Origin of the sequence: Nitratireductor thuwali (assembly GCF_036621415.1) — a bacterium.
In the GTDB taxonomy this organism is placed as follows: Bacteria; Pseudomonadota; Alphaproteobacteria; order Rhizobiales; family Rhizobiaceae; genus Chelativorans; species Chelativorans thuwali.
In genome coordinates this window covers 3108415-3130045 of the sequence record NZ_CP030941.1, presented here as the reverse complement: position 1 = coordinate 3130045, position 21631 = coordinate 3108415, and the positions used below count along the sequence as shown (strand labels likewise).

Sequence of the window (21631 nt, the reverse complement as noted above, 5' to 3'; positions counted from 1 at the left end):
CGAAGCCTCCGCGGTTCCTGTTCGGGCTCGATATCCCATCACGCCCCCACGCTCCGCTCGACCGACGCCCTCGCCCGAGCCAGATGCTCGGCGAGCAGCCCGGCCATCCGCGCCTGCTGCCCTTCGTCCGCGATGAGGTCGCTGCGGATTTCGATCATGACGTTGTGGAGGCCGCGCGGCAGGGCGTGGGTGACGAGCGTGTGCATGACGCCGTGCTCCGGGCCATAGGGCTCGTTGCGGCGCACCTTGAAGCCGGATTCCGTCGTCAGGGAAGCCAGCAGCGCATCGGCCAGGCGGCTGTCGCGGTCGTGGAGGATGCCGATTTCCACCTGCCTGCGAACGCCGCCATAGACGGGCGTGAAGGAATGGATGGTGGCGAGCGCCGGCAACCGCCCGCCCGCGCTCCGGCTGTCGAGGCTGGCCGCAAGCGCCTTCTCGAAAGGCCGGTAGAACCGGGCGATGCGGGCGGCCCGCTCCTCCTCGGTCAGGCTCGCATTGCCCGGCACGATATAGAGCTCGCTGCGCATCGGCATGGCGTCGGGCGCTTCCATCGGCCGGTTGCAGTCATAGACGAGCCGCGACACGCGCTGCGCCACCAACGGCGCATCCAGCAGGCGTGCCAGCTCGACCGCGACCGCGCGCGCGCCCGGATCCCAGGCGATGTGGCTGGAGAGCGCCTCTTCGTCCAGGCCCAGATCGGCATATTCCGGCGGGATGGCGCGGGCAGCGTGCTCGCAGGCCAGCACGAAGCCGCCCGAACCTTCGGCGTTGATCGTCTCGACGACGGTCGCTGATGCCTCGGCTTCGTCCTGCTTCACGAATGGCTTCACGCCGGCCCCCTGAAACTGTTCCCCATGCGATCATCCCGCCGCATTCGGAAACGATCTTTTCACAACCGTCATTTCGGTCAAGATTAATTCTGAAATTTTTTTTACAGGCTTGAGAAGATGGATTACATCTTAGGCAAGAACACAAACCGAGGGAGGCGGGGCCGATGGGCATTGCAGAGCAGAAGACCGTCGCCGAGCGGGCGCGCCAGACCTTCGACGATCTGACGCGAGCCGAGCGGCAGCTGGCCAATGCGCTGCTCGACAATTACCCCATGCTGGGGCTGGAGAGCATAACCGCCGTCGCCGAATCGGCGGGCGTGTCCACGCCAACGGTGGTGCGCATGGCCAAGAAGCTCGGCTTCGGCGGGTTTCCGGAGATGCAGGCCAGCCTGCGGGCGGAACTCCAGGCCACCATCTCGAACCCCATCGCCAAGCACGACCAGTGGGCTGCAAGCGCATTGGAAGGCCATCTGCTCAGCCGCTTCGCGGATGCGGTGACGGAGAATATCCGCCAGACGCTTCACCAGATCGACAAGGCGGCATTCGATGCGGTTGCCGGCCTGCTTTCCGACCCGGAGCGGAACGTCCATGTGGTGGGCGGGCGCATCACCCGGTCGATGGCCGACCACTTCTTCACCCATATGCAGGTGATCCGGCCGGGAGTGACGCAGATCGCCTCCAACTCGAACAGCTGGCCGCATTACGTGCTGAACATGCGCGCGGGCGACGTCCTGGTGGCCTTCGACATCCGCCGCTATGAGCACGACATCCTGCGCCTGACGGAAATGGCGCGGGCGCGCGACGTGACCGTCGTGCTGTTCACCGACCAGTGGGGCTCGCCCGCCGCCCGCCATGCGGCCCATCGTTTCCATGCGCGGATAGAGGTGCCGTCGGCCTGGGATTCCACCGCCGTCATCCTCTTCATCTCCGAGGCGCTGATCGCGGCCATCGAGACCCGCACCTGGGAGACGACCCGCGCGCGCATGAACGAGCTGGAAGAGCTGTTCGACAAGACCCGGCTGTTCCGCAAATTCGTATAACAAGACACCCGCGTATATGGCGCTCGCCGAAGCTACCGCACCACCAGCACCGAAATGGTGGCGTGGCGCACCACGCGGGCGGCGTTGGGCCCGATGAGATAGTCCTCCGGTCCCGGCCGCTTGGCCGAAAGCACCACCAGATCGGCCTTGGTCACGTTGGCATAGTGCAGGATCTCGCGGTAGATCGAGCCGTGGCCGACGATGTGGCGATGCTTGATCTCGGCCGGCACGAGCTTCTTCGTGAACGCGTGCAGCGCCTTGTTGGTGTGGTCGATCGCCTCCTGCTCGTGCCCCTTGGGGAAGAAGCCGCCGACGATCGACATGCCGTAGTCCGGCACCACGGTCATGATGTGCAGGCGGCTGCCGAAGGTGCGGGCGTAATCGATGGCCGTCTCGAGCGTCTTCTTCTCGCTGTCGGCGTCGCCGAGGTCGATGGAGACGAGGATATCCTTGTACATGATGGTTCCCCTTATGCGGCCGCAGCCCGGCGAGGCCGTGGATTGCCCGCCAACGTGCCCCCGCGCAGACGCTGGAGAAACATGACCAGCGCCAGAAGAAGAGCCGCCGGAATGTAGAATACCTCGCGCGGCATCCGTTCCGCGCTCACCTCCACGGCGGTGATCTGCACGGGCTCCTCCGCGTAGAAGTCGAGGTTCGACAAGGTTCTGGCCGCAAGCGAGTTCATATCCAAAGGCTCGTCCAGGATCACCGTCCCGTTCTCGATGCGCACCGGAAGGCCGATCGAGCGCTCGAAGCGCTCCTCGCCCGGCGCGCCGGCCTCTCCGAGACCGAAGGCCATGGTGCGCGTAAGCGTCTGGTCGGGGTTGTCGAAGCTCGGGCCGGTAATGACCAGACGCACGTCCGCGCCGCTCGGCTCGGCTTCCACGGCCTCGAATATGTACTGGGGCTCCACCTGGTCATAGGGGCTTTGCACGAGATCGAGGAAAAAGCCCGGACGCAGCAGCATGAAGGTCACGAGCAGCAGCGCCGCCGATTCCCAAAGCCGCGATTTCACCATGAAGAATCCCTGGGTCGCGGCGGCGAATATCAGCATGGCGGCGGTCGCCAGCGCAAACACCCAGATCGCGCCGAGCCACCCCACGTCGATCAGCAACAGGTCCGTGTTGAAGACGAAGATGAACGGCAGGAGCACCGTGCGCAGCGAGTAGAAGAACGCGGTGAAGCCCGTCTTCAGCGGATCGCCGCCGGATACGGCGGCGGCGGCAAAGGACGCCAGCCCCACCGGTGGCGTCACATCGGCCATGATGCCGAAATAGAAGACGAACATGTGGGCTGCGATCAGCGGGATCAGCACGCCGTTGGCCGCGCCGAGCTGCACGATGACGGGAGCCATCAGCGAGGAGACGACGATGTAGTTCGCCGTCGTCGGCAGGCCCATGCCCAGCACCAGCGAGATCGCGGCCGTGAAGACCAGGATCAGGAAGATGTTGCCGCCCGAAAGGAACTCCACGAACTCCGCCATCACCTGGCCGATGCCGGTGAGCGTGACGGTGCCCACGATGATGCCGGCCGCCGCCGTCGCGCAGGCGATGCCGATCATGTTGCGGGCGCCGGCGATGAGGCCGGCGATCAGATCCTGGAACCCCTCGACCGCGGCGGCCCGCTGTTCATCGGACTGGAGGCCGCGAAAGACCGCCTTGAGCGGTTTCTGGGTGAGGATGATGAAGATCAGCAGCAGCACGGCATAGAAGGCCGAGAGGCCGGGCGAGGACCGCTCGATCATCAGGAACCAGACGAGAACCACGAGCGGCAGAAGGTAGTGAAGCCCCGTCCTCAGCACTTCCGTGGCTATGGGCAGCTGGACCACCGGCGCCTCGGGATCGTCCAGCTCCAGATCGGGTTCGCGTGCGGCGAACCATACCAGACCGACATAGATCGCCAGCATGCCGATGATCAGGACCGGCGCGGAGACATCGGGAAGAACATAGCGCACGAGCGTGATGCCGTAATAGATGGCGCCCGCCAGGATGACGATCGAGGCGACGGTGATGCCGATGCGCAGCAGCGCGATCGTCGCCGGATGCGTCTGGCGCTTTTCCAGGATCGGCATGTCGTTCTTCACGGCTTCCAGATGCACGAGGTAAAGCAGCGCGATGTAGGAGATCACGGCCGGCAGGAAGGCATGCTTGATGACCTGCAGATAGGAAATGCCGACATATTCGACCATCAGGAAGGCGGCCGCGCCCATGACCGGCGGCATGATCTGGCCGTTGACGGAGCTTGCCACCTCGACCGATCCGGCGCGCTCGGGCGTAAAGCCGACGCGCTTCATGAGCGGGATCGTGAAGGTGCCGGTGGTCACCACATTGGCGATGGAGGAGCCGGAGATCAGCCCCGTCATCATCGAGGCCAGCACGGCGGCCTTCGCCGGGCCGCCGCGCAGATGGCCGAGCAGCGCGAAGGCCAGCTTGATGAAGAAATTCCCCGCGCCGGCGCGGTCCAGCATCGAGCCGAACAGCACGAACAGGAAGACGAAGGCCGAGGACACGCCGAGCGCCACGCCGAACACGCCATTGGGCGACAGCCACATCTGGTCCATGGCGCGGCTGAACGACGCGCCGCCCCAGCGGATGATGTCGGGCACCAGGGGCGAGGAGCCGAAAAAGACATAGGCCAGGAAGACCAGCGCCACGATCACCAGCGGCGGCCCGAGCGCGCGGCGCGTGCCTTCGAGCAGCAGCACCATGCCAAGGCCGGCCACCACGAGGTCCTGCGTGATCGGCAGGCCCGGCCGCTGCGCAAGGTCCCGGTAGAAGACGAAAACGTAGAGCGCGCAGGCCGCGGCCATGATCCCGAGAACCCAGTCGAGCAGCGGAATGCGGTCGCGCGGCGAGCTGGAGAGCGCCGGAAAGGCCATGTAGGCGAGGAACAGGCCGAAGGCGAGGTGAATGGCGCGCGTCTGCGCATCGTTGAGGACCAGCGAGAGGCCGGTCAGGCGCGAAAACATGAATGGCAGCGGCGAGGCGATGTAGAGCTGAAAGAGCGACCAGCATAATGCCACGGCGGCGATGACGAATCCCGCCTTGCCCGCGGGGCTGCGCGCGCCGGTATCGGCCGCGGCGACGAGATCCTGCAGATCGCCGCTGGCGGGCTGGGTTTGCGCGCGTGCGCCATTCTGGTTGTCGGCCATGTGTTTGTCCCCACAGCATGGTTATCGTTATTGCGCCCTGCCCGGCGTTCTTATGGTGCAGAGCGAAAAAGGGCGCCCCGGCAAGGGCGCCCTTGAGACGGGTTGGCTATTCGAGCCAACCCTTTTCCTTGTAATAGGCCTCCGCCGCGGGATGCAAGGGAGCGGAATTGCCCTGGGTGACCATCCGTTCCGGCGTCAGGTTGGCGAGCGCCGGGTGCAGGCCCGTGAAGGCATCGAAGTTTTCAAAGACCGACTTCACGAACGCCGTCACCACCTCGTCGGACACGTTGGCCGACGTCACCACCGTGGCGCCGACGCCGAAGGTGTTCACGTCCTCGTCGGTGCCGCGATACATGCCGCCGGGAATGGTGGCCTTGAAGTAGTAGGGGTTCTCCTCGACCAGCCTGTCGACCACCTCGCCCTCGACCGGGACGATGACGCTGTCGCAAGTGGTGGTCGCTTCCTGGATCGCGCCGGCCGGATGGCCGACCGTGTAGGCGAAGGCGTCGATGTTGTTGTCGCACAAGGCGGCGCTCTGCTCGGCCGGGGCCAGTTCGGCGGCAACGGCGAAGTCCGTATTCGTCCAGCCTTTTTCGGCGATGAGCAGGTCCATCAGCGCGCGCTGGCCGGAACCGGGATTGCCGATATTGACCCGCTTGCCCTTCAGGTCGTCGAAGCTCGAAATGCCGGCATCGGCGCGGGCGACCACCGTCAGCGGCTCGGCATGCAGCGAGAAGACCGAACGCAGATCCTCGTGGGCGCCGGTGTCGGCGAAATTCGCCACGCCGTTATACGCATTGTACTGCACGTCGGACTGGGCCACGCCGAATTCGAGATCCCCGCCCTTGATCGCATTGACGTTGAAGACGGAGCCGCCGGTCGATTCGACCGAGCAGCGGATGCCATGCTCCCGCCGGTTCTGGTTCATCAGGCGGCAGATCGCACCGCCGACCGGGTAGTAGACGCCGGTCACGCCGCCCGTGCCGACAGACACGAACTGCTGCTGCTGCTGTGCGTTGGCGGCGCCCGCCGACAGTGCGCCCAGCATCGCCGCGGCCATGCCGAGTCCCAGAAGCCTGTTTGGTTTCATCATCTCGTCTCCCTGGATGTTAAACATTGCAACTTGCACGTCGTGACTTGTTCGCCACCCCTTGCGCAGGGGTCTGCCGGCCGTTCCAGACATTGCGTGCATATGTCCGGGCAGCCGCCGCGCAGCATGGCCTGAGCGTGTAACGCCCTTGCGGGGGAGTCAATGCCCATGCCGCGCAATCCGCCGATACTTGCAACCTCCTGTTGCCGCATTTCTCTTCCACTCGCGCGGTCAATCGGCCGGCCGAACCTGCGCGACGGCCGCATCCAGCGCCTCGCCCAGCCGCTCGACGATGGCTTCCGCCGCCGGCCGGCCGAGGATGAAAGGCGGCGCGATCAGGATGTGATCGCCGCGCACGCCGTCGACCGTCCCGCCGGCCGGATAGACCATCAGTCCCCGCGCCATCGCCTCCTTCTTCACCCGCGCATGCAGCTTTGCATCGGGCTCGAAGGTCGCCTTGGTGGACCGGTCGGTGACCAATTCCAGCCCCAGGAACATGCCCCGGCCGCGAATGTCGCCGATATGGGCGTGATTGCCGAAACGCGCCTCCAGGCGTTCGCGCAGATGGGCACCCACCTCCCGCACGTTCCGCAACAGGCCGTCGCGCGCGATCACCTCCTGCACGGCGAGCGCGGCCGCGCAGGCCATGGGGTGGCAGATATAGGTGTGACCGTGCTGGAACAGGCCCGATCCTTCGGCGAAGGCGTCGAAGATGTCCCGCGACAGGAGCGCGGCGCCGATGGGCTGGTAGCCGCCGCCGAGCCCCTTGGCGATGGTCACGATATCGGGCCTCACGCCATCCTGCTCGCAGGCGAACATGGTCCCCGTGCGCCCCATGCCGCACATGACCTCGTCGAGGATCAGCAGCACGCCATGGCGGTCGCAGATTTCACGGATGCGGCGAAAATAGCCTTCGACGGCGGGCACGGCGCCGGCGGTCGCGCCCACGACCGGCTCGGCCATGAAGGCCATCACCGTGTCGGGGCCGAGTTCCAGGATCTTGTCCTCCAGCTCCTGCGCCGCGCGCTGGCCGTAGGCGGCATCGCTTTCGCCTTCCTCCCGATGGCGGTAGGCGTAGCAGGGGCTTATGTGATGCGTCCCGATCAGCAGCGGCGCGAACGGGGCGCGCCGCCACTCATTGCCGCCGGCGGCGAGCGTTCCCAGCGTGTTGCCGTGATAGCTCTGCCGGCGCGCGATGATGTTGCGGCGCTGCGGCTGCCCCTTCTCCACGAAATACTGCCGTGCCATCTTGATGGCCGCCTCATTGGCTTCCGAGCCGCCGGAGACGAAATAGGCGTGGCTGATGCCTTCGGGCGCCGACGCGATCAGCCTGTCGGCCAGCCGTTCCGCCGGCTCGCTGGTGAAGAAGCTCGTATGGGCATAGGCCAGCGTTTCGGCCTGCCTGCGCAGGGCCTCGATGACGTCGGGATGGCCGTGGCCGAGGCAGGAAACGGCCGCGCCGCCCGAGGCGTCGATATAGGCGCGCCCCTCGGTATCGAAGAGCTCGATGCCGCTGCCTCCCGCGGCGACGGGCAACGGGGCGTGGATCTGTCGGTGCAATATGTGGGTCATCGCGGTTCCGGCGGCTGGGGCCTTTCATGGAGATGAACTTTTCGCTCCGCCAAATGTTCTTCCGCGCGGGCAATGGCTTCGAGGGCGCTTTCTCCGCCCTCCCCGGCCACCAGCGCGGCCAGGATCTCGGCCGCCGCGAAAGCCGGCGCCATGGCGTGAAAAAAGGAGGGGCTTTCGGTGGCCGCCACGATCACGTGCCTGGCGACCGGGGCGACGGGAGAAGCGGCGCTGTCGGTGATGGCGACAACGACAAGCCCCTTGTCGGCGGCAAAACGCGCGGCCTCAACGCTGGCGCGCGTGTATGGCGAAACGGTCGCCACGAAGAAGATGTCGCCGGCGCCCGCAAAGCGCAGCGCATCCAGGCCCGCGCCGCCGTCGCCGTCCAGAAGAACAGTCTTGTCGCCGAGGAAGGAAAGCACATAGGCCAGATGACTGGCGACCGGGCGGCCGGAACGCAGGCCGAAACAATAGATGCGCCGCGCAGCCGCCATGTCGCGCGCCGCCCCGGCCAGCACCTCGATGCGGGCGGGAGCTGCCATCGCAGCGATCTGGGCAGCCATCGTGCCGGCCATCTCGGCGCCGAGCGCGCCGCCGCCTTCCTGCTTCTGGCGCGCAAGCTGCGCGCTGGCGCGGCCGGAAAAGCCCAGCGCCTGCTCCTTCAGCGCCTCGCCGTGAAGCTGGCGCACGTTGTCGTAGCCGTCGAGGCCAAGCCGCTTGGCAAGACGCGTCATGGTCCACGGCCTGACGCCCGCGCGCCGGGCCTGCTCACGCATCGACAGGAGCGCGACGTCGCCCGGATTGTCCAGCACATAACGCGCCGCCGCCCCCAACTGCCCGGGAAGCCCGTCGACGGACTGCGTGATGCGCTCGGCGAAATCGTTACGATCCATGCGGCGATCCTAGACGCGGAAAGCGCGTCATGCAACAAGTGTTGCATTATCCATTCGCCATGCAACAGTTGGAGAAGTCACCTTGCCGGACGCAGCGCCGCCTCAAAGCCTCGAGCCCGTTGCAATCGCCGTTGCGCCGAATGGCGGCCGCCGGACGAAGGCCGACCATCCCGCCTTGCCCATCACCCCGGAGGAGCAGGCGCGGACGGCGGCAGGATGCCTGGAAGCCGGGGCGGCGATGTATCATTGCCATGTCCGCGACAGGGAAAGCCGGCACCTGCTCGATGCCGATGCCTATTCCACCGTTATCCGGGCCATACGGTCGGCGGTCGGCGAGCGTCTGGTCATCCAGATCACCACCGAGGCGGTGGGGCGCTACCGGCCGGAAGAGCAGACGGCGGTGGTGCGCGCGGTGCGGCCCGAAGCGGCGTCGCTTGCCCTCGGCGAACTCGCACCGGACGCCACGCACGAAGCCGCCTTTGCCGACTTCCTCGCCTTCATGGCCCGCGAGAAGATCGTTCCGCAGATCATCCTTTACCACCCGGACGAGGCGCTGCGGCTCCACGACATGATGCGGCGGGGCGTCGTGCCCTTCGACGACATCCCCGTCCTCTACGTCCTCGGGCGCTACACGCCCGGCCAGCGTTCGGCGCCGCCGGACCTGCTGCCGTTCCTCGCCGGGGGAATGCCGCGCTTCGGCCATTTCATGGTCTGCGCCTTCGGCGCGCGGGAGACGGCCTGCGTCAGCGCGGCCGCGCTTCTGGGCGGACACGCCCGCGTCGGCTTCGAGAACAATATTCACCTGCCGGACGGCAGGCCGGCCGGCGACAACGCCGAGCTGGTGGCAAGCACCGCAACCGCCCTGCGCGCCCTCGGCCTGAGCCACGCGACAGCGGACGATTTGCGCGCGGCATGGCAACGTGGAATGCAAGCGAATTGACCTGCGGCCGGGATTCTCCCATACATCGCGGGAATTCGAGGAGGAGGAACAGTATGGCATTTGCACGGGTCAATGGCGTCGTTCTGCACCACGAAATGCGCGGTGCGGCGGGCAAGCCGACACTGGTCTTTTCCAACTCGCTGGGCACGGACTTCCGGATATGGAACCGCGTCGTCGAAGCTCTTGAGGACAATTACCGCATCGTCCTTTACGACAAGCGCGGCCACGGACTGTCCGAAGCGACGCCGCAGCCCTACCGGCTCAGCGATCACGTAAACGACCTCGCCGCCCTGCTCGACCATCTGGGCATCGGCGCCTCGGTCATCGTCGGGCTGTCGGTCGGCGGCATGATCGCGCAGGGACTGGCCACGTTGCGGCCCGACCTCGTGCGGGCGCTGGTCTTGTGCGACACCGGACACAAGATCGGCGACCAGGCGATGTGGAACCAGCGCATCGAGACCGTCAACGAAAAGGGCATCGCGGCACTTGCCGACGGCATCATGAAGCGCTGGTTCACCCCGGCCTACCGCGCGCCGGACAATCCCGATTTCGTCGGCTATGTCGCCATGCTGACGCGCACGCCGGTCGACGGCTATGCCGGCACCTGCGCCGCCGTGCGCGACGCCGACCTGACCGAATCGACCCGCGCCCTCAAGCTGCCCACGCTGTGCCTTTGCGGCGACCAGGACGGGGCGACGCCGCCGGCGCTCGTAAGGGAACTCGCCTCGCTCATCGAGGGCGCGCGCTGCGAGATCATCGAGAATGCGGGACATCTTCCCTGCATCGAGCAGCCGCTGGCGACGGCCAAGCTGATTGGCGGCTTTGTGGACCAGCATATTTCCCGATAATCGCCGATCGGAAGGTATCCGTTTTCGACAGACGTTTTCTAGTTTCTATCAAGAGGATATTGCATGCAATCGATCACGGTTCTTTTTATCGCATCCGCACTGGTCTTCCGCTTCGGAACGCTTGGCGTCTCCATCAGGAACGAACGCCGGCTGAAGGCGCGGGGCGCGCGGGAGTTCGGGGCCGCAAACAGCATCCTTCTGGCGTTGCTCCACATCCTCTTCTACGCCGCCGCCATCGTCGAATGGGCCTATTCGGGCACTACCGGCCTTACGGCGGTCCAGGCCGGCGGCATGGCGCTCTACCTGTTCGCGGCGGTGATGCTCGTGATCATCATACGCACGCTTCATCCCTTCTGGACGGTGAAGATCATCATTGCCAGCGACCATCGCCTGGTGAGACGCGGGCCTTTCCGCTGGTTTCGCCACCCGAACTACTTTCTCAACATTCTGCCGGAGCTGGTTGGCTTCGCGGTGGCTCTGCAGGCATATGCGACCCTGATCGTCGGCCTTCCCGTCTATCTCGTCTGCCTGTATGTCCGTATCCGGCAGGAAGAGGCGGCCATGCGCAGCACCTTCCCCGACTATGGCAGACCTGCGGGGTCTGGAGACTTGGCCGGGGCCTGAGGCAATCCGTTCGGCGCAGCAATCGGAGGACATATGGCGGATACGGTATCGGTGACGCGGCAGGACGGCGTGGCCGTCGTCTGGCTGGACAATCCGCCGGTGAACGCGCTCGGCCACGCGCTTCGGCAACCGCTCCATGCGATGCTGGAAAAGCTGCGCGCGGATGCGGACACGGCGGCAATCGTGATCGCCTGCAAGGGCAGGACCTTCGTCGCCGGGGCGGACATCTCCGAGTTCGGCCAGCCGCCGAAGGCGCCGAGCCTGCCGGACGTGATCGCCCTCCTGGAGAGCATCGGAAAACCCACGGTCGCGGCCATCCACGGCAACGCGCTGGGCGGCGGGTTCGAACTGGCGCTCGGCTGCCACTACAGGATCGCCGCGCCCGATGCGCGGGTGGGCCTGCCGGAAGTGACGCTCGGCCTCCTGCCGGGCGCCGGCGGCACGGTGCGGCTGCCCCGGCTCGTCGGCGCGCGGGAAGCGCTCGGTGTGATCGTCTCGGGCAAGCCCGTAAATGCCGAAAAGGCGCTGGCCCTCGGCGCCATAGACGCTATCGCCGAGGGCGACCTCGTGGCGGAAGCCGTGTCGTTTGCCCGCGCCAGGGCCGAAGGCGGCGGTCCGCACGTCCCGGTGCTGAAGCGCGAAGAGAAAATCGAGGCTGCACGCAACGACCTCGACGCATTCGAGGAAACGGCCAAGGCGGCAACCGCCAATGCGCGCGGCCTGACCGCCCCGCTCAGATGCACTGAGGCCGTGCGCAACGCCATTCTTCTTGAACCCTCGCAAGCGCTGGCGCGGGAACGCGAGATGTTCGTTGAACTGCGCGACGGCGAGGAATCGGCTGCGCTGCGCCATCTGTTCTTCGCCGAACGGGAAGCGGTCAAGGTCGAAGGCGTCGGCAAGGACGTCGCGGCACGGCCGGTCCGCCATGTCGGCATCGTCGGCGCGGGCACGATGGGCGGCGGCATTGCCATGGCCTTCGCCAATGGCGGAATGCGGGTGACGGTCCTTGAAGTCGGCGACGAGGCGCTGCAGCGCGGGCTCGGCCAGATCGAAAAGAACTATGCGGGCTCCGTGTCGCGCGGCTCGCTGAGCGAGAAGGACAAGCTGGCGCGCCTCGCCCGCATCCGCGGAACCACCGACTATACGGATATGAGCGACTGCGACCTGATCGTCGAGGCCGTGTTCGAGGAGATGGGCGTCAAGAGAAAGGTCTTCGAAAAGCTCGACGAGGTGGCCAGGGACGGCGCGGTCCTGGCGTCCAACACGTCGTATCTCGACCTTGATGCCATCGCCGCCTTCACCAAGCGGCCGTCGGACGTGGTAGGGCTGCACTTCTTTTCCCCCGCGCACGTCATGCGCCTGCTCGAGATCGTGCGTGGCGAGCGTACGGCGCCCGAGGTGCTGGCCACCGCCTTGAGCGTGGCGAAGGCGATCGGCAAGACCCCCGTTGTCGTCGGCGTCTGCGACGGCTTTGTCGGCAACCGCATGCTGGCCGCGCGGCGCGAGGAGAACGAGGCGCTGCTGCTCGAAGGCGCCTCGCCCTCCTCCGTCGACAAGGCATTCACCGATTTCGGCTGGCCGATGGGGCCGTTCCAGATGGTCGACCTCGCCGGCCTCGACATCAGCTGGCGGCATCGCCAGTCGCAGGGATTGACCGCGCCCGTCGCCGACAGCCTGTGCGAGCTCGGCTATTTCGGCCAGAAGACCGGTCGCGGTTTTTATCGTTACGACGAAGGCGCGCGCAAACCGGTGCCGGACCCCTTCGTGGAGGAATTAATCGAAGCAAAGTCGAGGGAACTGGGCATCGAGCGCCGCGCCATCGGCGCCGAGGAAATCCTGGAGCGCACCATGTATCCCATGATCAACGAGGGCGCGCGCATCCTGGAAGAAGGCATCGCGGCGCGCGCCTCCGACATCGACGTGGTCTGGGTCAATGGCTACGGCTTTCCGCGCGGCAAGGGCGGGCCGATGTTCTGGGCGCGCAGGCACGGGATCGACAAAATCCTCGCGCGGCTCGAATACTGGCATGGCGTGACCGGCAAGCCCGTCTACCGCCCCGCGCGGAAGCTGGTGGAGGCGGCGGCTGCGGCATCCTGGTAGCCGGCCGCCTCGGGCGGGCCGATCATTGCCTCGCTTCAGGCCAATATGCGCGACAGCCGCTTGCCAGCGAAGGACAAGGACGGCAAAACATTGCTGAATGCACAGCCGGACTCGGCGCCGGACTCGCCACCGCCACATCTTCAAGGGGCTACAGAATGGATATCCGCAAGATCAACGACGAATTCGCCGTAACCGGCCAGATCGCGGCGGCGCAGGTCAAGCAGATCGCGGACGCCGGCTTCAAGAGCCTGGTCTGCAATCGGCCGGACACGGAAGACGGCGCCGTGCCCCATGACGAGGTTGCCCAGGCGGCGCTGGAGGCGGGCCTTAAGTTCAAGTTCATCCCCGTGGTCTCGGGCGCGATCACGGAAGACGATGTGCGCGAGATGGCCAAGGCCCTGTCCGACCTGCCCCGCCCGGTGCTGGCCTATTGCCGCAGCGGCGCGCGCAGTCTCAATCTCTATGGTCTGGTGCAGCAGGCGAGCTGATCCCGAAAAGCGGCACCACTTTTCAGCATCGCGCTCAATACAGCCAGCGCATGAGGAACAGCGATATCGCCGGGAACATGGTGAGGATCGCGACGCGTATGATGTCGCTCGCCACGAAGGGCAGCACGCCGCGATAGGTGTCGGCGATGGGCGTGTCCCTGGCCATGGAATTGAGCACGAAGAGATTCATGCCCACCGGCGGCGTTATCAGCCCCACCTCCACCACGATCAGCACCAGGATGCCGAACCAGATGGCGAATTCCTCGGCGGACATGCCGAAATCGAGCGCCATGACGATCGGAAAGAAGATCGGGATCGTCAGGAGGATCATGGAAAGCGAATCCATGACGCAGCCGAAGACGAGGTAGAGCAGCAGGATCAGCACCAGCACCATCCACGGATTGAAGCCCTGCTCGCCGATGAAGGCGGCGGCCTGCTGCGGCACCTGCGCCAAAGCCAGAAACGAGTTGTAGAAGCTCGCGCCCAGCACGATGAAGAAGATCATCGCGGTGGCGCTGGCGGTGGCCAGGATGGACTGGACAAAGGTCGCGCGCGTCAGGCCGCCATTGGCCAGCGCGATGAGGCCAGTGCCCGCCGCGCCCACGGCCGCGCCTTCCGTCGGCGTGAAAATGCCGAGATAGATGCCGCCCACCACAGTGAAAAACACGACCAGCACCGGCCAGACGTCCAGCAGGGCGCGGAAGCGTTCGGAATAGGGCGCGCGCTCCCGCTTGCCGGCCGATTCGGGCCAGATGCGCACATAGATCGATATCGCCACCATGTAGCCGGCCGCCGCCAGCAGCCCCGGCACCAGGGCGGCGACGAACAGCTTGGCGATGTTCTGCTCGGTCAGGATCGCGTAGATGACGAGAATGACCGAGGGCGGGATCAAGATGCCGAGCGTGCCGCCGGCGGCGAGCGTGCCGGTCGCCAGGGCCCCGGAATAGCCGTAGCGGCGCAATTCCGGCAGGGCGACCTGGCTCATCGTGGCCGCCGTCGCCAGCGACGAGCCGCAGATGGCGCCGAAACCGGCGCAAGCGCCGACAGCCGCCATCGCCACGCCGCCGCGCCTGTGGCCCATCCAGGTCTCGGCCGCCCGGAAAAGGGCCCGCGACATGCCCCCCAGCGTGGCGAACTGGCCCATCAAAAGGAACAGCGGCACGATGGAAAGCGAGTAGCTGGAAAAGGTCGAATAGGTCTCGTTCTTGAGCTTGGCGAGAACCGGTATCGTGCTTCCGGTCACGAGCCATGTGCCGGCCAGGCCGCAGATGATCATGGCCAGGCCGATGGGCATGCGCAGGAAGATGAAGACCAGCAGAACCGGGAAGGACCAGAGGCCGAGTTCGAGATTGCTCAATGAAGGCCTCCCTGGCCCAAGGTATAGCTGCCGCCGTCGGCCCGGTACTCGAGGATGCGCTGCCAGGTGGCGAACACGGAGACGATGACGGCCACCACGGCCGCAGCAAGGCTCGCCGCATAGGCCCACCAGAGCGGAAACTGCAGAATGAAGGTCGTTTCGTTATAGCTGAGCTTGTCGAGCATGCCGTGATAGAGCCGCCAGGCGATGAGCATGATCACCAGCGTCATGAGCACTTCCGAAATCACGTCGATCGCCCGGTTGACCCGCGGCGGGAACAGATTCGTCAGGATGTCGACCGAGGCGTGGCCGCGATTGAGCTGGCACCACGGCAGAAACGAGAAGACCGCAAAGCCCACTCCCGCCTCGACCAGCTCGTAATCGCCCGGAATCGGGCCGAAGCCGAAAACGATCAACGCGCGCCCGGTGATGCTGACGACCGTCAGCACCGTCACGACGACGAGAACGACGCCGCCCAATATGGCCAACCCGCGCGCCAGCCAAGGAACGATCACCGAGAGCTTCACTCCCCTACCCCAAACATGCATGTTCCCCTTGTCCGGCCGGGCCGCCGGTTCCTGGTAGCACGGTCACGATTGCCCGCCACAACTGTAGAACAAGCGCAATCGGGACGCTACCGCCCTCCAGCCATCGGGCAACGGCGGAAGCGCCTGCCCGGCGGCAAAAGGCGGGCCCGGAAGCCCGCCTCTGCTTCGCATGCGGTGCGATCAGTTGTTCGTGTACTTGTCGATCAGGGCGCGGGCTTCATCGATGAGCATTTCGCCGTCGATGCCCTTTTCCTTCATCTCCGCTACCCACTGGTCGTAGACCGGCTGCGCGGCCTCCTTCCACTTTTCGGTGTCTTCGGCGCTGATCTGGATGATGTTGTTTCCGCGATCGACCGCGATCTGGCGGCTGGGGCCGTCGGCGCCGGCCTGGGTGCGGCCGGCGAAGGCGGCGAATTCCTGGCCGGAATTGTCGTCGAGCACCTTCTTCAGATCGTCCGGCAGGCTCTCATACCTGGCCTTGTTCATCGCCAGCACGAAGGTCGTCGTGTAGAGCGCGTGGTCGCCGCCAAACTCGGTGTGGTTCTCCACCAGCTCGGGCACCTTGAGCGCGGGCGTCACTTCCCACGGGATCACGCAGCCGTCAATCACGCCCTTGGACAGCGCCTCGGTGATCTGCGGCACCGGCATGCCGACGGGCGTCGCGCCGAGCTGGCCCAGCAGCGCGTTGATGATGCGCGTGGGCGCGCGAATCTTCATGCCGTTGAGATCGGACAGCTCGTCGATCGGGGTCTTGGAGTGCAGCATGCCCGGTCCGTGCACCCACACGCCCAGGACATGGGTGTCCTTGAACTCGGTGTCCTTCATGTGCTTTTCGAACAGGTCCCAGTAGGCGCGGGACGTGGCCTCGGCATTGGTCATCATGAAGGGAAGCTCGAACACCTCGGTCGAGGGGAAACGCCCGGGATTGGAGCCCGGCAGCGTCCACACGATGTCGACCACGCCGTCGCGCGCCTGGTCGTAGAGCTGCGGAGGCGTGCCGCCGAGCTGCATGGCCGGATAGCGCTCGATCTTGATGCGGCCGCCCGATTCCTGCTCGATCTTGTCGGCCCAGGGGTCCAGCACGAGCTTCGGCACATTGGCCTGCGGCGGCAGGAACTGGTGCAGGCGCAGCGTCACCTCCTGCGCCAGCGAGCCGGATACGGCGCCCAGAAGGCCGGTGGCGGCGATAAGACCGGCGGCGGCCAGCCTCTTCAGTGATTTCATTCTCATATTGTTGTCCTCCCTTTTGAACACCCGGTTTTCCCGGACATGCCCGCGTTCTGGATTATGCTCCAGTTCGGCTGCAATGGGCCATGGCTACTTCTTCTTGCCCGGTCGGGCACGCGAAAAATCGCGAATCCGATCAGCGCCGCACATCCTGCATCCGAACCCCGGTCGAAGCCAAGCTTAGCGATTATTATGTAACAATAAAGGGGATTTGTTCGCCCATTTCGTAACAAATACCCGCGGCATCGCCAGACCCGTGGGGTCACAGAGGAAGGCTGAAGGTTTCCTTGAGCGTCTGCAGCACGATCGCCGTCTTGACGTGCTGGACCGATTCGTGGGGAAGCAGGACGGCGTTGACGAAATCCGACAGGCTTTGAAGGTCGGGCGTGACCACCTTCAGGATATAGTCCATCTCGCCGGTGAGCGCGAAGGCTTCCTGCACCTCGGGGAGCCGGGCCACCAGATCGGCGAAGCGGCGCGCATTGTCGGGATTGTGGGTGGCCAGCGTCACGGTGATGACGTTGATCAGCGGAAATCCCAGCCGCTCCCGGTTGAGCACCGCGCAATAGCCGGATATCAGCCCGTCCTCCTCCAGCCTTTGGCGGCGGCGGGAGCACTGGGACGGCGAGAGGTTCACGCGCTCCGACAGATCGTTGTTGGTCAGTCGTGCGTCTGTTTGCAGCAGCGACAGTATCTTGCGGTCAAAACCGTCAATTTGTGCACGGCTCATGCATTTTCCTTCGATTGTGCACGTTTCGAGCGCGGGTGGCCCCTTTTCCGTATCACAATGCAACCATCGTGCGAAGCTGGAGCGTTAAAATCGGGCAGATTATCAGAGCTATGGAGGAACTTCTCATGGGTCCGTTTCCACACGACGCGCCGCCCCCGGAAATCAGCAAGGAAAACCCGGCCGGCACGGACGGCTTCGAGTTCGTGGAGTTCGCGCACCCGGAGCCCGAAAAGCTGTCGGAGCTTTTTTCGCGCATGGGCTATGTCGAGGTCGCCCGCCACAAGTCGAAGAACATCGGCGTCTGGCGGCAGGGCGACATCAACTATGTTCTGAATGCCGAGCCGGGCAGCCACGCCATGCGCTTCGTCGACAAGCACGGCCCCTGCGCGCCGTCCATGGCGTGGCGCGTGGTCGATGCGCAGCACGCCTTCGACCATGCGGTCTCCAAGGGCGCCGAGCCCTATACGGGCGACGACAGGTCCCTCGACGTCCCGGCCATCGTCGGCATCGGCGGGTCCCTGCTTTATTTCGTCGATCAGTACGGCGAAAAGGGCTCGCCCTATGACGACGAGTTCGAATGGACGGGCGAGCGCGATCCGAAGCCGGAGGGCGTGGGCTTTTACTATCTCGACCACCTCACCCACAATGTCTATCGCGGCAACATGGACAAGTGGTGGGCCTTCTACCGCGAACTGTTCGGCTTCAGGCAGATCCACTTCTTCGACATAGCCGGCAAGATCACCGGCCTCGTCTCGCGCGCCATCACGAGCCCATGCGGCAAGATCCGCATTCCGCTCAACGAATCGACCGACGACAAGAGCCAGATCGAGGAATATCTGAAGAAGTACAATGGCGAAGGCATCCAGCATATCGCCGTCGGTACCGAACATATCTACGAAGCCACGGACAGGCTGGCGGCGAACGGGCTGAAATTCATGCCCGGACCGCCCGACACCTATTACGAAAAGAGCCATGAGCGGGTGCACGGGCACGACGAGCCGATCGACCGGATGAAGAAGCACGGCATCCTGATCGACGGCGAAGGCGTGATCGACGGCGGCATGACCAAGATCCTGCTGCAGATCTTCTCCAAGACCGTGATCGGACCGATCTTCTTCGAGTTCATCCAGCGAAAGGGCGACGAGGGCTTCGGCGAAGGAAACTTCCGGGCGCTGTTCGAAAGCATCGAGGAAGACCAGATACGCCGCGGCGTCTTGAAGGTGGACGCGGCCGAATAGGCAGTCCGCCAGCTTGGCAAGGCTGATAATGACGGGGCCGCTCTGCGGTCCCGTTTTTCATTGCAGCAAGCCGCTGAACTGACGCTTGCGCCGTATTTTTCTCAAAAGCCGGTTTTCGCCGTCCGGCGCGGATGCGATATTCTCCGGCAGGCCCTCAACCTTTCACACGCCAGGCGTCACTGAACGGGTTGGATCAAAATGTTCCGCAAACACCACCATTGAAGCAACCATGTCGAAGGAGTGTCATTAACGCTTCGAGGGTTTGCCACAAGGGAGTGATCACCATGCACAGGACGTTCGGACAGATGTCGCGGCGGGATCTCTTGACGATGATCGGCGCCACCGCAGGAGGCGCGGCCCTCTATCAGGCGATGACGACGCTGGGCCATGCGCAGGAATCCACCTATCGGGGGCCGATCGCTCTGGACGGGGACCCGCAGGGCGCGAAGGTGCTGATCCTCGGAGCCGGTCTTGCCGGCATGGTCGCCGCGATGGAATTGCGCGCCGCCGGCTATACGGTCGAAGTGCTGGAATACCGCGAGAAGGCCGGCGGACGTTGCTGGACGCTGCGCGGCGGCGACAGCTATACGGAACTCGGCGGCTTCACGCAGAACGTGCAATACGAAAAGGGCAATTATTTCAATCCCGGCCCCTGGCGCATTCCGCATCATCACCATGCGGTTCTGGACTATTGCAAGCGGCTGGGCGTCAAGCTGGAGCCCTTCATCCAGAAGAACCACAACGCCTATCTGCACCGGCAGGAAGCGTTCGATGGCAAGCCCCAGCGCTTCCGCGAGATCGCCACCGACTATCGCGGCCAGACATCGGAACTGCTCGCCAAGGCGACCAACCAGGGCAGGCTCGACGAGCTCGTCACGCAGGAAGACAAGGAAATGCTCCTTGAATCGCTGCGCGTCTACGGCGTTCTCGACGAGAACTATGCCTATGTGAAAAGCGAGCGCACCAGCGACTACCGAGGCTATGCGAAATGGCCGGGCGGCGGCCTGGACGGCATTCCGGAGCCCTCCGAACCCATTGCCCCGAGCAAGATCATTCAATCCGAGCTGTGGCGGTGGCTGGACGAGGCCGAGACCGTGGAGCACCAGGCGACCATGTTCCAGCCGGTGGGCGGCATGGACATGATCGCCCAGGCCTTCGAGCGCGAAGTGAAGGACGTCATCCGCTACAACACCAAGGTCACGTCGATCATGCAGGACGAGAACGGCGTCACCGTCAGTTTCGAGGACACCAGGGAAGGCGGCGGAGTTCAGGAAGCCAAGGGCGACTGGTGCATCTGCACCATCCCCTTCTCCATCCTTTCCCAGATCGAGAACAATCTGTCGGGCGCCATGAAAGGCGTCATCGACACGATGTACTATGCCGGCTCGGTCAAGTTCGGCCTCGAGTTCAACCGGCGCTTCTGGGAGGAAGACGAGAACATATTCGGCGGCATCAGCTACACCGACCTGCCGATCTCGCTCATCAGCTACCCCTCCAACGACTATTTCAGCGGCGGCAAGGGCGTGCTTCTGGGCGGCTACAGCTGGGGGGCCATCGCCTATCAGTTCAACTCCATGCCGCCGGACGAGCGGGTCCGGATCGCGCTCGAATACGGCGCCAGGATCCATCCCCAGTACAAGGACGAATTCAGCAATGGCGTGAGCGTGGTCTGGCACCGGGTGCCGTGGGTGCTCGGCTGCTACGGCATCTGGCAGGACAAGGAGAGCCAGTACCGGACAGCGGCGGCGATAGACGGGCGCACGGTAATGGCGGGCGAGCACATCTCCTACCTGCCCGGCTGGCAGGAGGGCGCGATCCTCTCGTCGCTGGACGCGATCTCGCGTCTGCATGACCGTGTCATCAACGGCTGAATGCCTAACTGCTTGCCAAGGAGAGAAGTCATGAATGCTCTTACAGGCGCTGTCGGTCTCGCCATTCTGTTCGGTGTCTCCACCTTCGCGCTCGCCCAGGATGGCGCGGTCGGCGACGACCAGACCAACACACGCAAGCTTTCCGACTATGAGGCCATGTTCGCCGACCCTTCCAGGATCGGCGTGACGGGCGGCGAGGAGGTCTACCGGGCCATTTGCCAGGGCTGCCACATGCCCGACGGCGAAGGCGCCGTGGGCGCTGGTGCCTATCCGCCGCTGGCCGATAACGAGAACCTCGAATTTCCCGAATACCCGATCTACATCATCATCAACGGCCAGAGGGCGATGCCGCCGCTGGGCGAGGTCCTCGACGACCAGCAGATCGCGGATGTCGTCAACTACATCCAGACGCATTTCGGGAACGAGTATGGCGGCGATGCAACGGCCGAGATGGTTGCCCAGACCCGGCCTTAAAATCAGCCATGGAGATGGCGACGATGAGCTTCGGCCTTCAGCGCCGAAGCTCGGATCATCCTGCATTGAACGAAAGGAATTTCTCATGCTGCGTATTGCAAGCCTCACCCTGCCCGCCCTGCTGATTTCGGGGGTCGCACTGGCCGACGAGGTCGTGCGCCATAAGATTCCCGGATCGGATTTCCCTATTGCCCGCGCGGTAGAGGTGCCGGGGGACGCCACCACCGTCTATTTGAGCGGCGCGGTGCCTTCCGTGGTCAATGAAGACGCCGACCGTGGCTCGATCGAGGCCTATGGCGACATTACCGAGCAGACCAGAACGGTGTTTCAGTCCATCGAGAAGAGCCTCGATGACATGGATCTGACGATGGGCGATGTCGTCAAGCTGCAGGTCTTCCTGGTCGGCCAGAACGGGGAACCAATGGATTTTGCCGGCTTCATGGAGGGCTACACCGAGTTCTTCGGAACCGATGAACAGCCCAACCTGCCGGCGCGCTCGGTCTTCGAGGTCGCCGGTCTTGCCAATCCCGGCTGGCTGATCGAGGTGGAGGCCATCGCCGTCCGCGCCGGCAAGAACTGACCGGGAACGGCGGGCGCGGCCCCTTGTCCTTCG

The 21631-nt window shown here is 64.8% G+C and carries 20 protein-coding genes; 10 read left to right on the top strand and 10 right to left on the bottom strand.

The window, feature by feature from the left end:
• Positions 1–38: 38 nt before the first annotated feature.
• Positions 39–830, bottom strand: a complete 792-nt coding sequence (locus NTH_RS15160) for an N-formylglutamate amidohydrolase (protein WP_338530792.1) — start codon at positions 828–830, stop codon at positions 39–41.
• 164 nt (positions 831–994) lie between these two features.
• Between NTH_RS15160 and NTH_RS15155 the strand changes: the two genes are divergently transcribed.
• Entirely contained in the window at positions 995–1870 is an 876-nt protein-coding gene (locus NTH_RS15155) for a MurR/RpiR family transcriptional regulator (RefSeq protein ID WP_338530791.1), read from the top strand.
• A 32-nt stretch (positions 1871–1902) separates the two neighbouring features.
• Here the strand turns inward: NTH_RS15155 and NTH_RS15150 are convergent, their stop codons facing one another.
• The 5 genes from NTH_RS15150 to NTH_RS15130 form a co-directional block, all read right to left on the bottom strand.
• Complete coding sequence (locus NTH_RS15150) at positions 1903–2328, bottom strand: universal stress protein (RefSeq protein WP_338530790.1); 426 nt, start codon at positions 2326–2328, stop codon at positions 1903–1905.
• A gap of 11 nt (positions 2329–2339) precedes the next feature.
• On the bottom strand, positions 2340–5021 hold the full coding sequence (locus NTH_RS15145; protein ID WP_338530789.1) for a TRAP transporter permease: 2682 nt from the start codon (positions 5019–5021) through the stop codon (positions 2340–2342).
• Positions 5022–5127: 106 nt separating this feature from the next.
• A complete protein-coding gene (locus NTH_RS15140) occupies positions 5128–6111 on the bottom strand; it encodes a TAXI family TRAP transporter solute-binding subunit (RefSeq protein WP_338530788.1) in 984 nt (327 codons plus the stop codon).
• 231 nt (positions 6112–6342) lie between these two features.
• Positions 6343–7683, bottom strand: a complete 1341-nt coding sequence (locus NTH_RS15135) for an aspartate aminotransferase family protein (protein WP_338530787.1) — start codon at positions 7681–7683, stop codon at positions 6343–6345.
• Positions 7680–8573, bottom strand: a complete 894-nt coding sequence (locus tag NTH_RS15130; RefSeq protein WP_338530786.1) for a MurR/RpiR family transcriptional regulator — start codon at positions 8571–8573, stop codon at positions 7680–7682. Before NTH_RS15130 ends, NTH_RS15135 begins: the two co-directional genes overlap by 4 nt.
• A gap of 82 nt (positions 8574–8655) precedes the next feature.
• Here NTH_RS15130 and NTH_RS15125 point away from each other — a divergent pair, with 82 nt between their 5' ends.
• The 5 genes from NTH_RS15125 (at position 8656) to NTH_RS15105 (ending at position 13573) form a co-directional block, all read left to right on the top strand.
• The gene (locus NTH_RS15125; RefSeq protein WP_338530785.1) at positions 8656–9513 is read left to right on the top strand and encodes a 3-keto-5-aminohexanoate cleavage protein; all 858 of its coding nucleotides are present in this window, start codon (positions 8656–8658) and stop codon (positions 9511–9513) included.
• 53 nt (positions 9514–9566) lie between these two features.
• Positions 9567–10361: a 3-oxoadipate enol-lactonase gene (gene pcaD / locus NTH_RS15120; RefSeq protein WP_338530784.1), complete on the top strand. Its 795-nt coding sequence runs from the start codon at positions 9567–9569 to the stop codon at positions 10359–10361.
• Positions 10362–10424: 63 nt separating this feature from the next.
• Entirely contained in the window at positions 10425–10985 is a 561-nt protein-coding gene (locus NTH_RS15115) for an isoprenylcysteine carboxyl methyltransferase family protein (RefSeq protein WP_338530783.1), read from the top strand.
• A gap of 33 nt (positions 10986–11018) precedes the next feature.
• A complete protein-coding gene (locus tag NTH_RS15110; RefSeq protein WP_338530782.1) occupies positions 11019–13085 on the top strand; it encodes a 3-hydroxyacyl-CoA dehydrogenase NAD-binding domain-containing protein in 2067 nt (688 codons plus the stop codon).
• Positions 13086–13240: 155 nt separating this feature from the next.
• Complete coding sequence (locus NTH_RS15105; protein ID WP_338530781.1) at positions 13241–13573, top strand: TIGR01244 family sulfur transferase; 333 nt, start codon at positions 13241–13243, stop codon at positions 13571–13573.
• Between the two features lie 34 nt (positions 13574–13607).
• On the opposite strand, the gene NTH_RS15100 is transcribed toward NTH_RS15105, so the two are convergent.
• The 4 genes from NTH_RS15100 to NTH_RS15085 form a co-directional block, all read right to left on the bottom strand.
• Positions 13608–14930 carry a TRAP transporter large permease gene (locus NTH_RS15100; RefSeq protein ID WP_338530780.1) on the bottom strand — a complete coding sequence of 441 codons (1323 nt, stop codon included), beginning with the start codon at positions 14928–14930 and terminating at the stop codon, positions 13608–13610.
• Positions 14927–15457: a TRAP transporter small permease gene (locus NTH_RS15095; RefSeq protein ID WP_338530779.1), complete on the bottom strand. Its 531-nt coding sequence runs from the start codon at positions 15455–15457 to the stop codon at positions 14927–14929. Before NTH_RS15095 ends, NTH_RS15100 begins: the two co-directional genes overlap by 4 nt.
• Before the next feature lie 201 nt (positions 15458–15658).
• On the bottom strand, positions 15659–16708 hold the full coding sequence (locus NTH_RS15090) for a TRAP transporter substrate-binding protein (RefSeq protein WP_338530778.1): 1050 nt from the start codon (positions 16706–16708) through the stop codon (positions 15659–15661).
• A gap of 259 nt (positions 16709–16967) precedes the next feature.
• Positions 16968–17435, bottom strand: coding sequence for an Lrp/AsnC family transcriptional regulator (locus tag NTH_RS15085; protein ID WP_338530777.1), 468 nt, complete (start codon positions 17433–17435; stop codon positions 16968–16970).
• Between the two features lie 125 nt (positions 17436–17560).
• Here NTH_RS15085 and hppD point away from each other — a divergent pair, with 125 nt between their 5' ends.
• The 4 genes from hppD to NTH_RS15065 all read left to right on the top strand — a co-directional run bounded on the left by hppD (position 17561) and on the right by NTH_RS15065 (position 21598).
• Positions 17561–18673, top strand: coding sequence for a 4-hydroxyphenylpyruvate dioxygenase (hppD, locus tag NTH_RS15080; protein ID WP_338530776.1), 1113 nt, complete (start codon positions 17561–17563; stop codon positions 18671–18673).
• A 284-nt stretch (positions 18674–18957) separates the two neighbouring features.
• Positions 18958–20544 carry a flavin monoamine oxidase family protein gene (locus NTH_RS15075; protein WP_338530775.1) on the top strand — a complete coding sequence of 529 codons (1587 nt, stop codon included), beginning with the start codon at positions 18958–18960 and terminating at the stop codon, positions 20542–20544.
• 30 nt (positions 20545–20574) lie between these two features.
• Positions 20575–21018: a c-type cytochrome gene (locus NTH_RS15070; protein WP_338530774.1), complete on the top strand. Its 444-nt coding sequence runs from the start codon at positions 20575–20577 to the stop codon at positions 21016–21018.
• A gap of 85 nt (positions 21019–21103) precedes the next feature.
• Positions 21104–21598: a RidA family protein gene (locus NTH_RS15065; protein WP_338530773.1), complete on the top strand. Its 495-nt coding sequence runs from the start codon at positions 21104–21106 to the stop codon at positions 21596–21598.
• Positions 21599–21631: the final 33 nt, after the last annotated feature.

Bases quoted from the DNA above. Each gene is read 5' to 3' on its own strand.
- NTH_RS15155 (WP_338530791.1), top strand. From the start codon at position 995: ATGGGCATTGCAGAGCAGAAGACCGTCGCCGAGCGGGCGCGCCAGACC.
- NTH_RS15150 (WP_338530790.1), bottom strand. From the start codon at position 2,328: ATGTACAAGGATATCCTCGTCTCCATCGACCTCGGCGACGCCGACAGC.
- NTH_RS15145 (WP_338530789.1), bottom strand. From the start codon at position 5,021: ATGGCCGACAACCAGAATGGCGCACGCGCGCAAACCCAGCCCGCCAGC.
- NTH_RS15140 (WP_338530788.1), bottom strand. From the start codon at position 6,111: ATGAAACCAAACAGGCTTCTGGGACTCGGCATGGCCGCGGCGATGCTG.
- NTH_RS15135 (WP_338530787.1), bottom strand. From the start codon at position 7,683: ATGACCCACATATTGCACCGACAGATCCACGCCCCGTTGCCCGTCGCC.
- NTH_RS15130 (WP_338530786.1), bottom strand. From the start codon at position 8,573: ATGGATCGTAACGATTTCGCCGAGCGCATCACGCAGTCCGTCGACGGG.
- pcaD (WP_338530784.1), top strand. From the start codon at position 9,567: ATGGCATTTGCACGGGTCAATGGCGTCGTTCTGCACCACGAAATGCGC.
- NTH_RS15115 (WP_338530783.1), top strand. From the start codon at position 10,425: ATGCAATCGATCACGGTTCTTTTTATCGCATCCGCACTGGTCTTCCGC.
- NTH_RS15110 (WP_338530782.1), top strand. From the start codon at position 11,019: ATGGCGGATACGGTATCGGTGACGCGGCAGGACGGCGTGGCCGTCGTC.
- NTH_RS15105 (WP_338530781.1), top strand. From the start codon at position 13,241: ATGGATATCCGCAAGATCAACGACGAATTCGCCGTAACCGGCCAGATC.
- NTH_RS15090 (WP_338530778.1), bottom strand. From the start codon at position 16,708: ATGAGAATGAAATCACTGAAGAGGCTGGCCGCCGCCGGTCTTATCGCC.
- NTH_RS15085 (WP_338530777.1), bottom strand. From the start codon at position 17,435: ATGAGCCGTGCACAAATTGACGGTTTTGACCGCAAGATACTGTCGCTG.
- hppD (WP_338530776.1), top strand. From the start codon at position 17,561: ATGGGTCCGTTTCCACACGACGCGCCGCCCCCGGAAATCAGCAAGGAA.
- NTH_RS15075 (WP_338530775.1), top strand. From the start codon at position 18,958: ATGCACAGGACGTTCGGACAGATGTCGCGGCGGGATCTCTTGACGATG.
- NTH_RS15070 (WP_338530774.1), top strand. From the start codon at position 20,575: ATGAATGCTCTTACAGGCGCTGTCGGTCTCGCCATTCTGTTCGGTGTC.
- NTH_RS15065 (WP_338530773.1), top strand. From the start codon at position 21,104: ATGCTGCGTATTGCAAGCCTCACCCTGCCCGCCCTGCTGATTTCGGGG.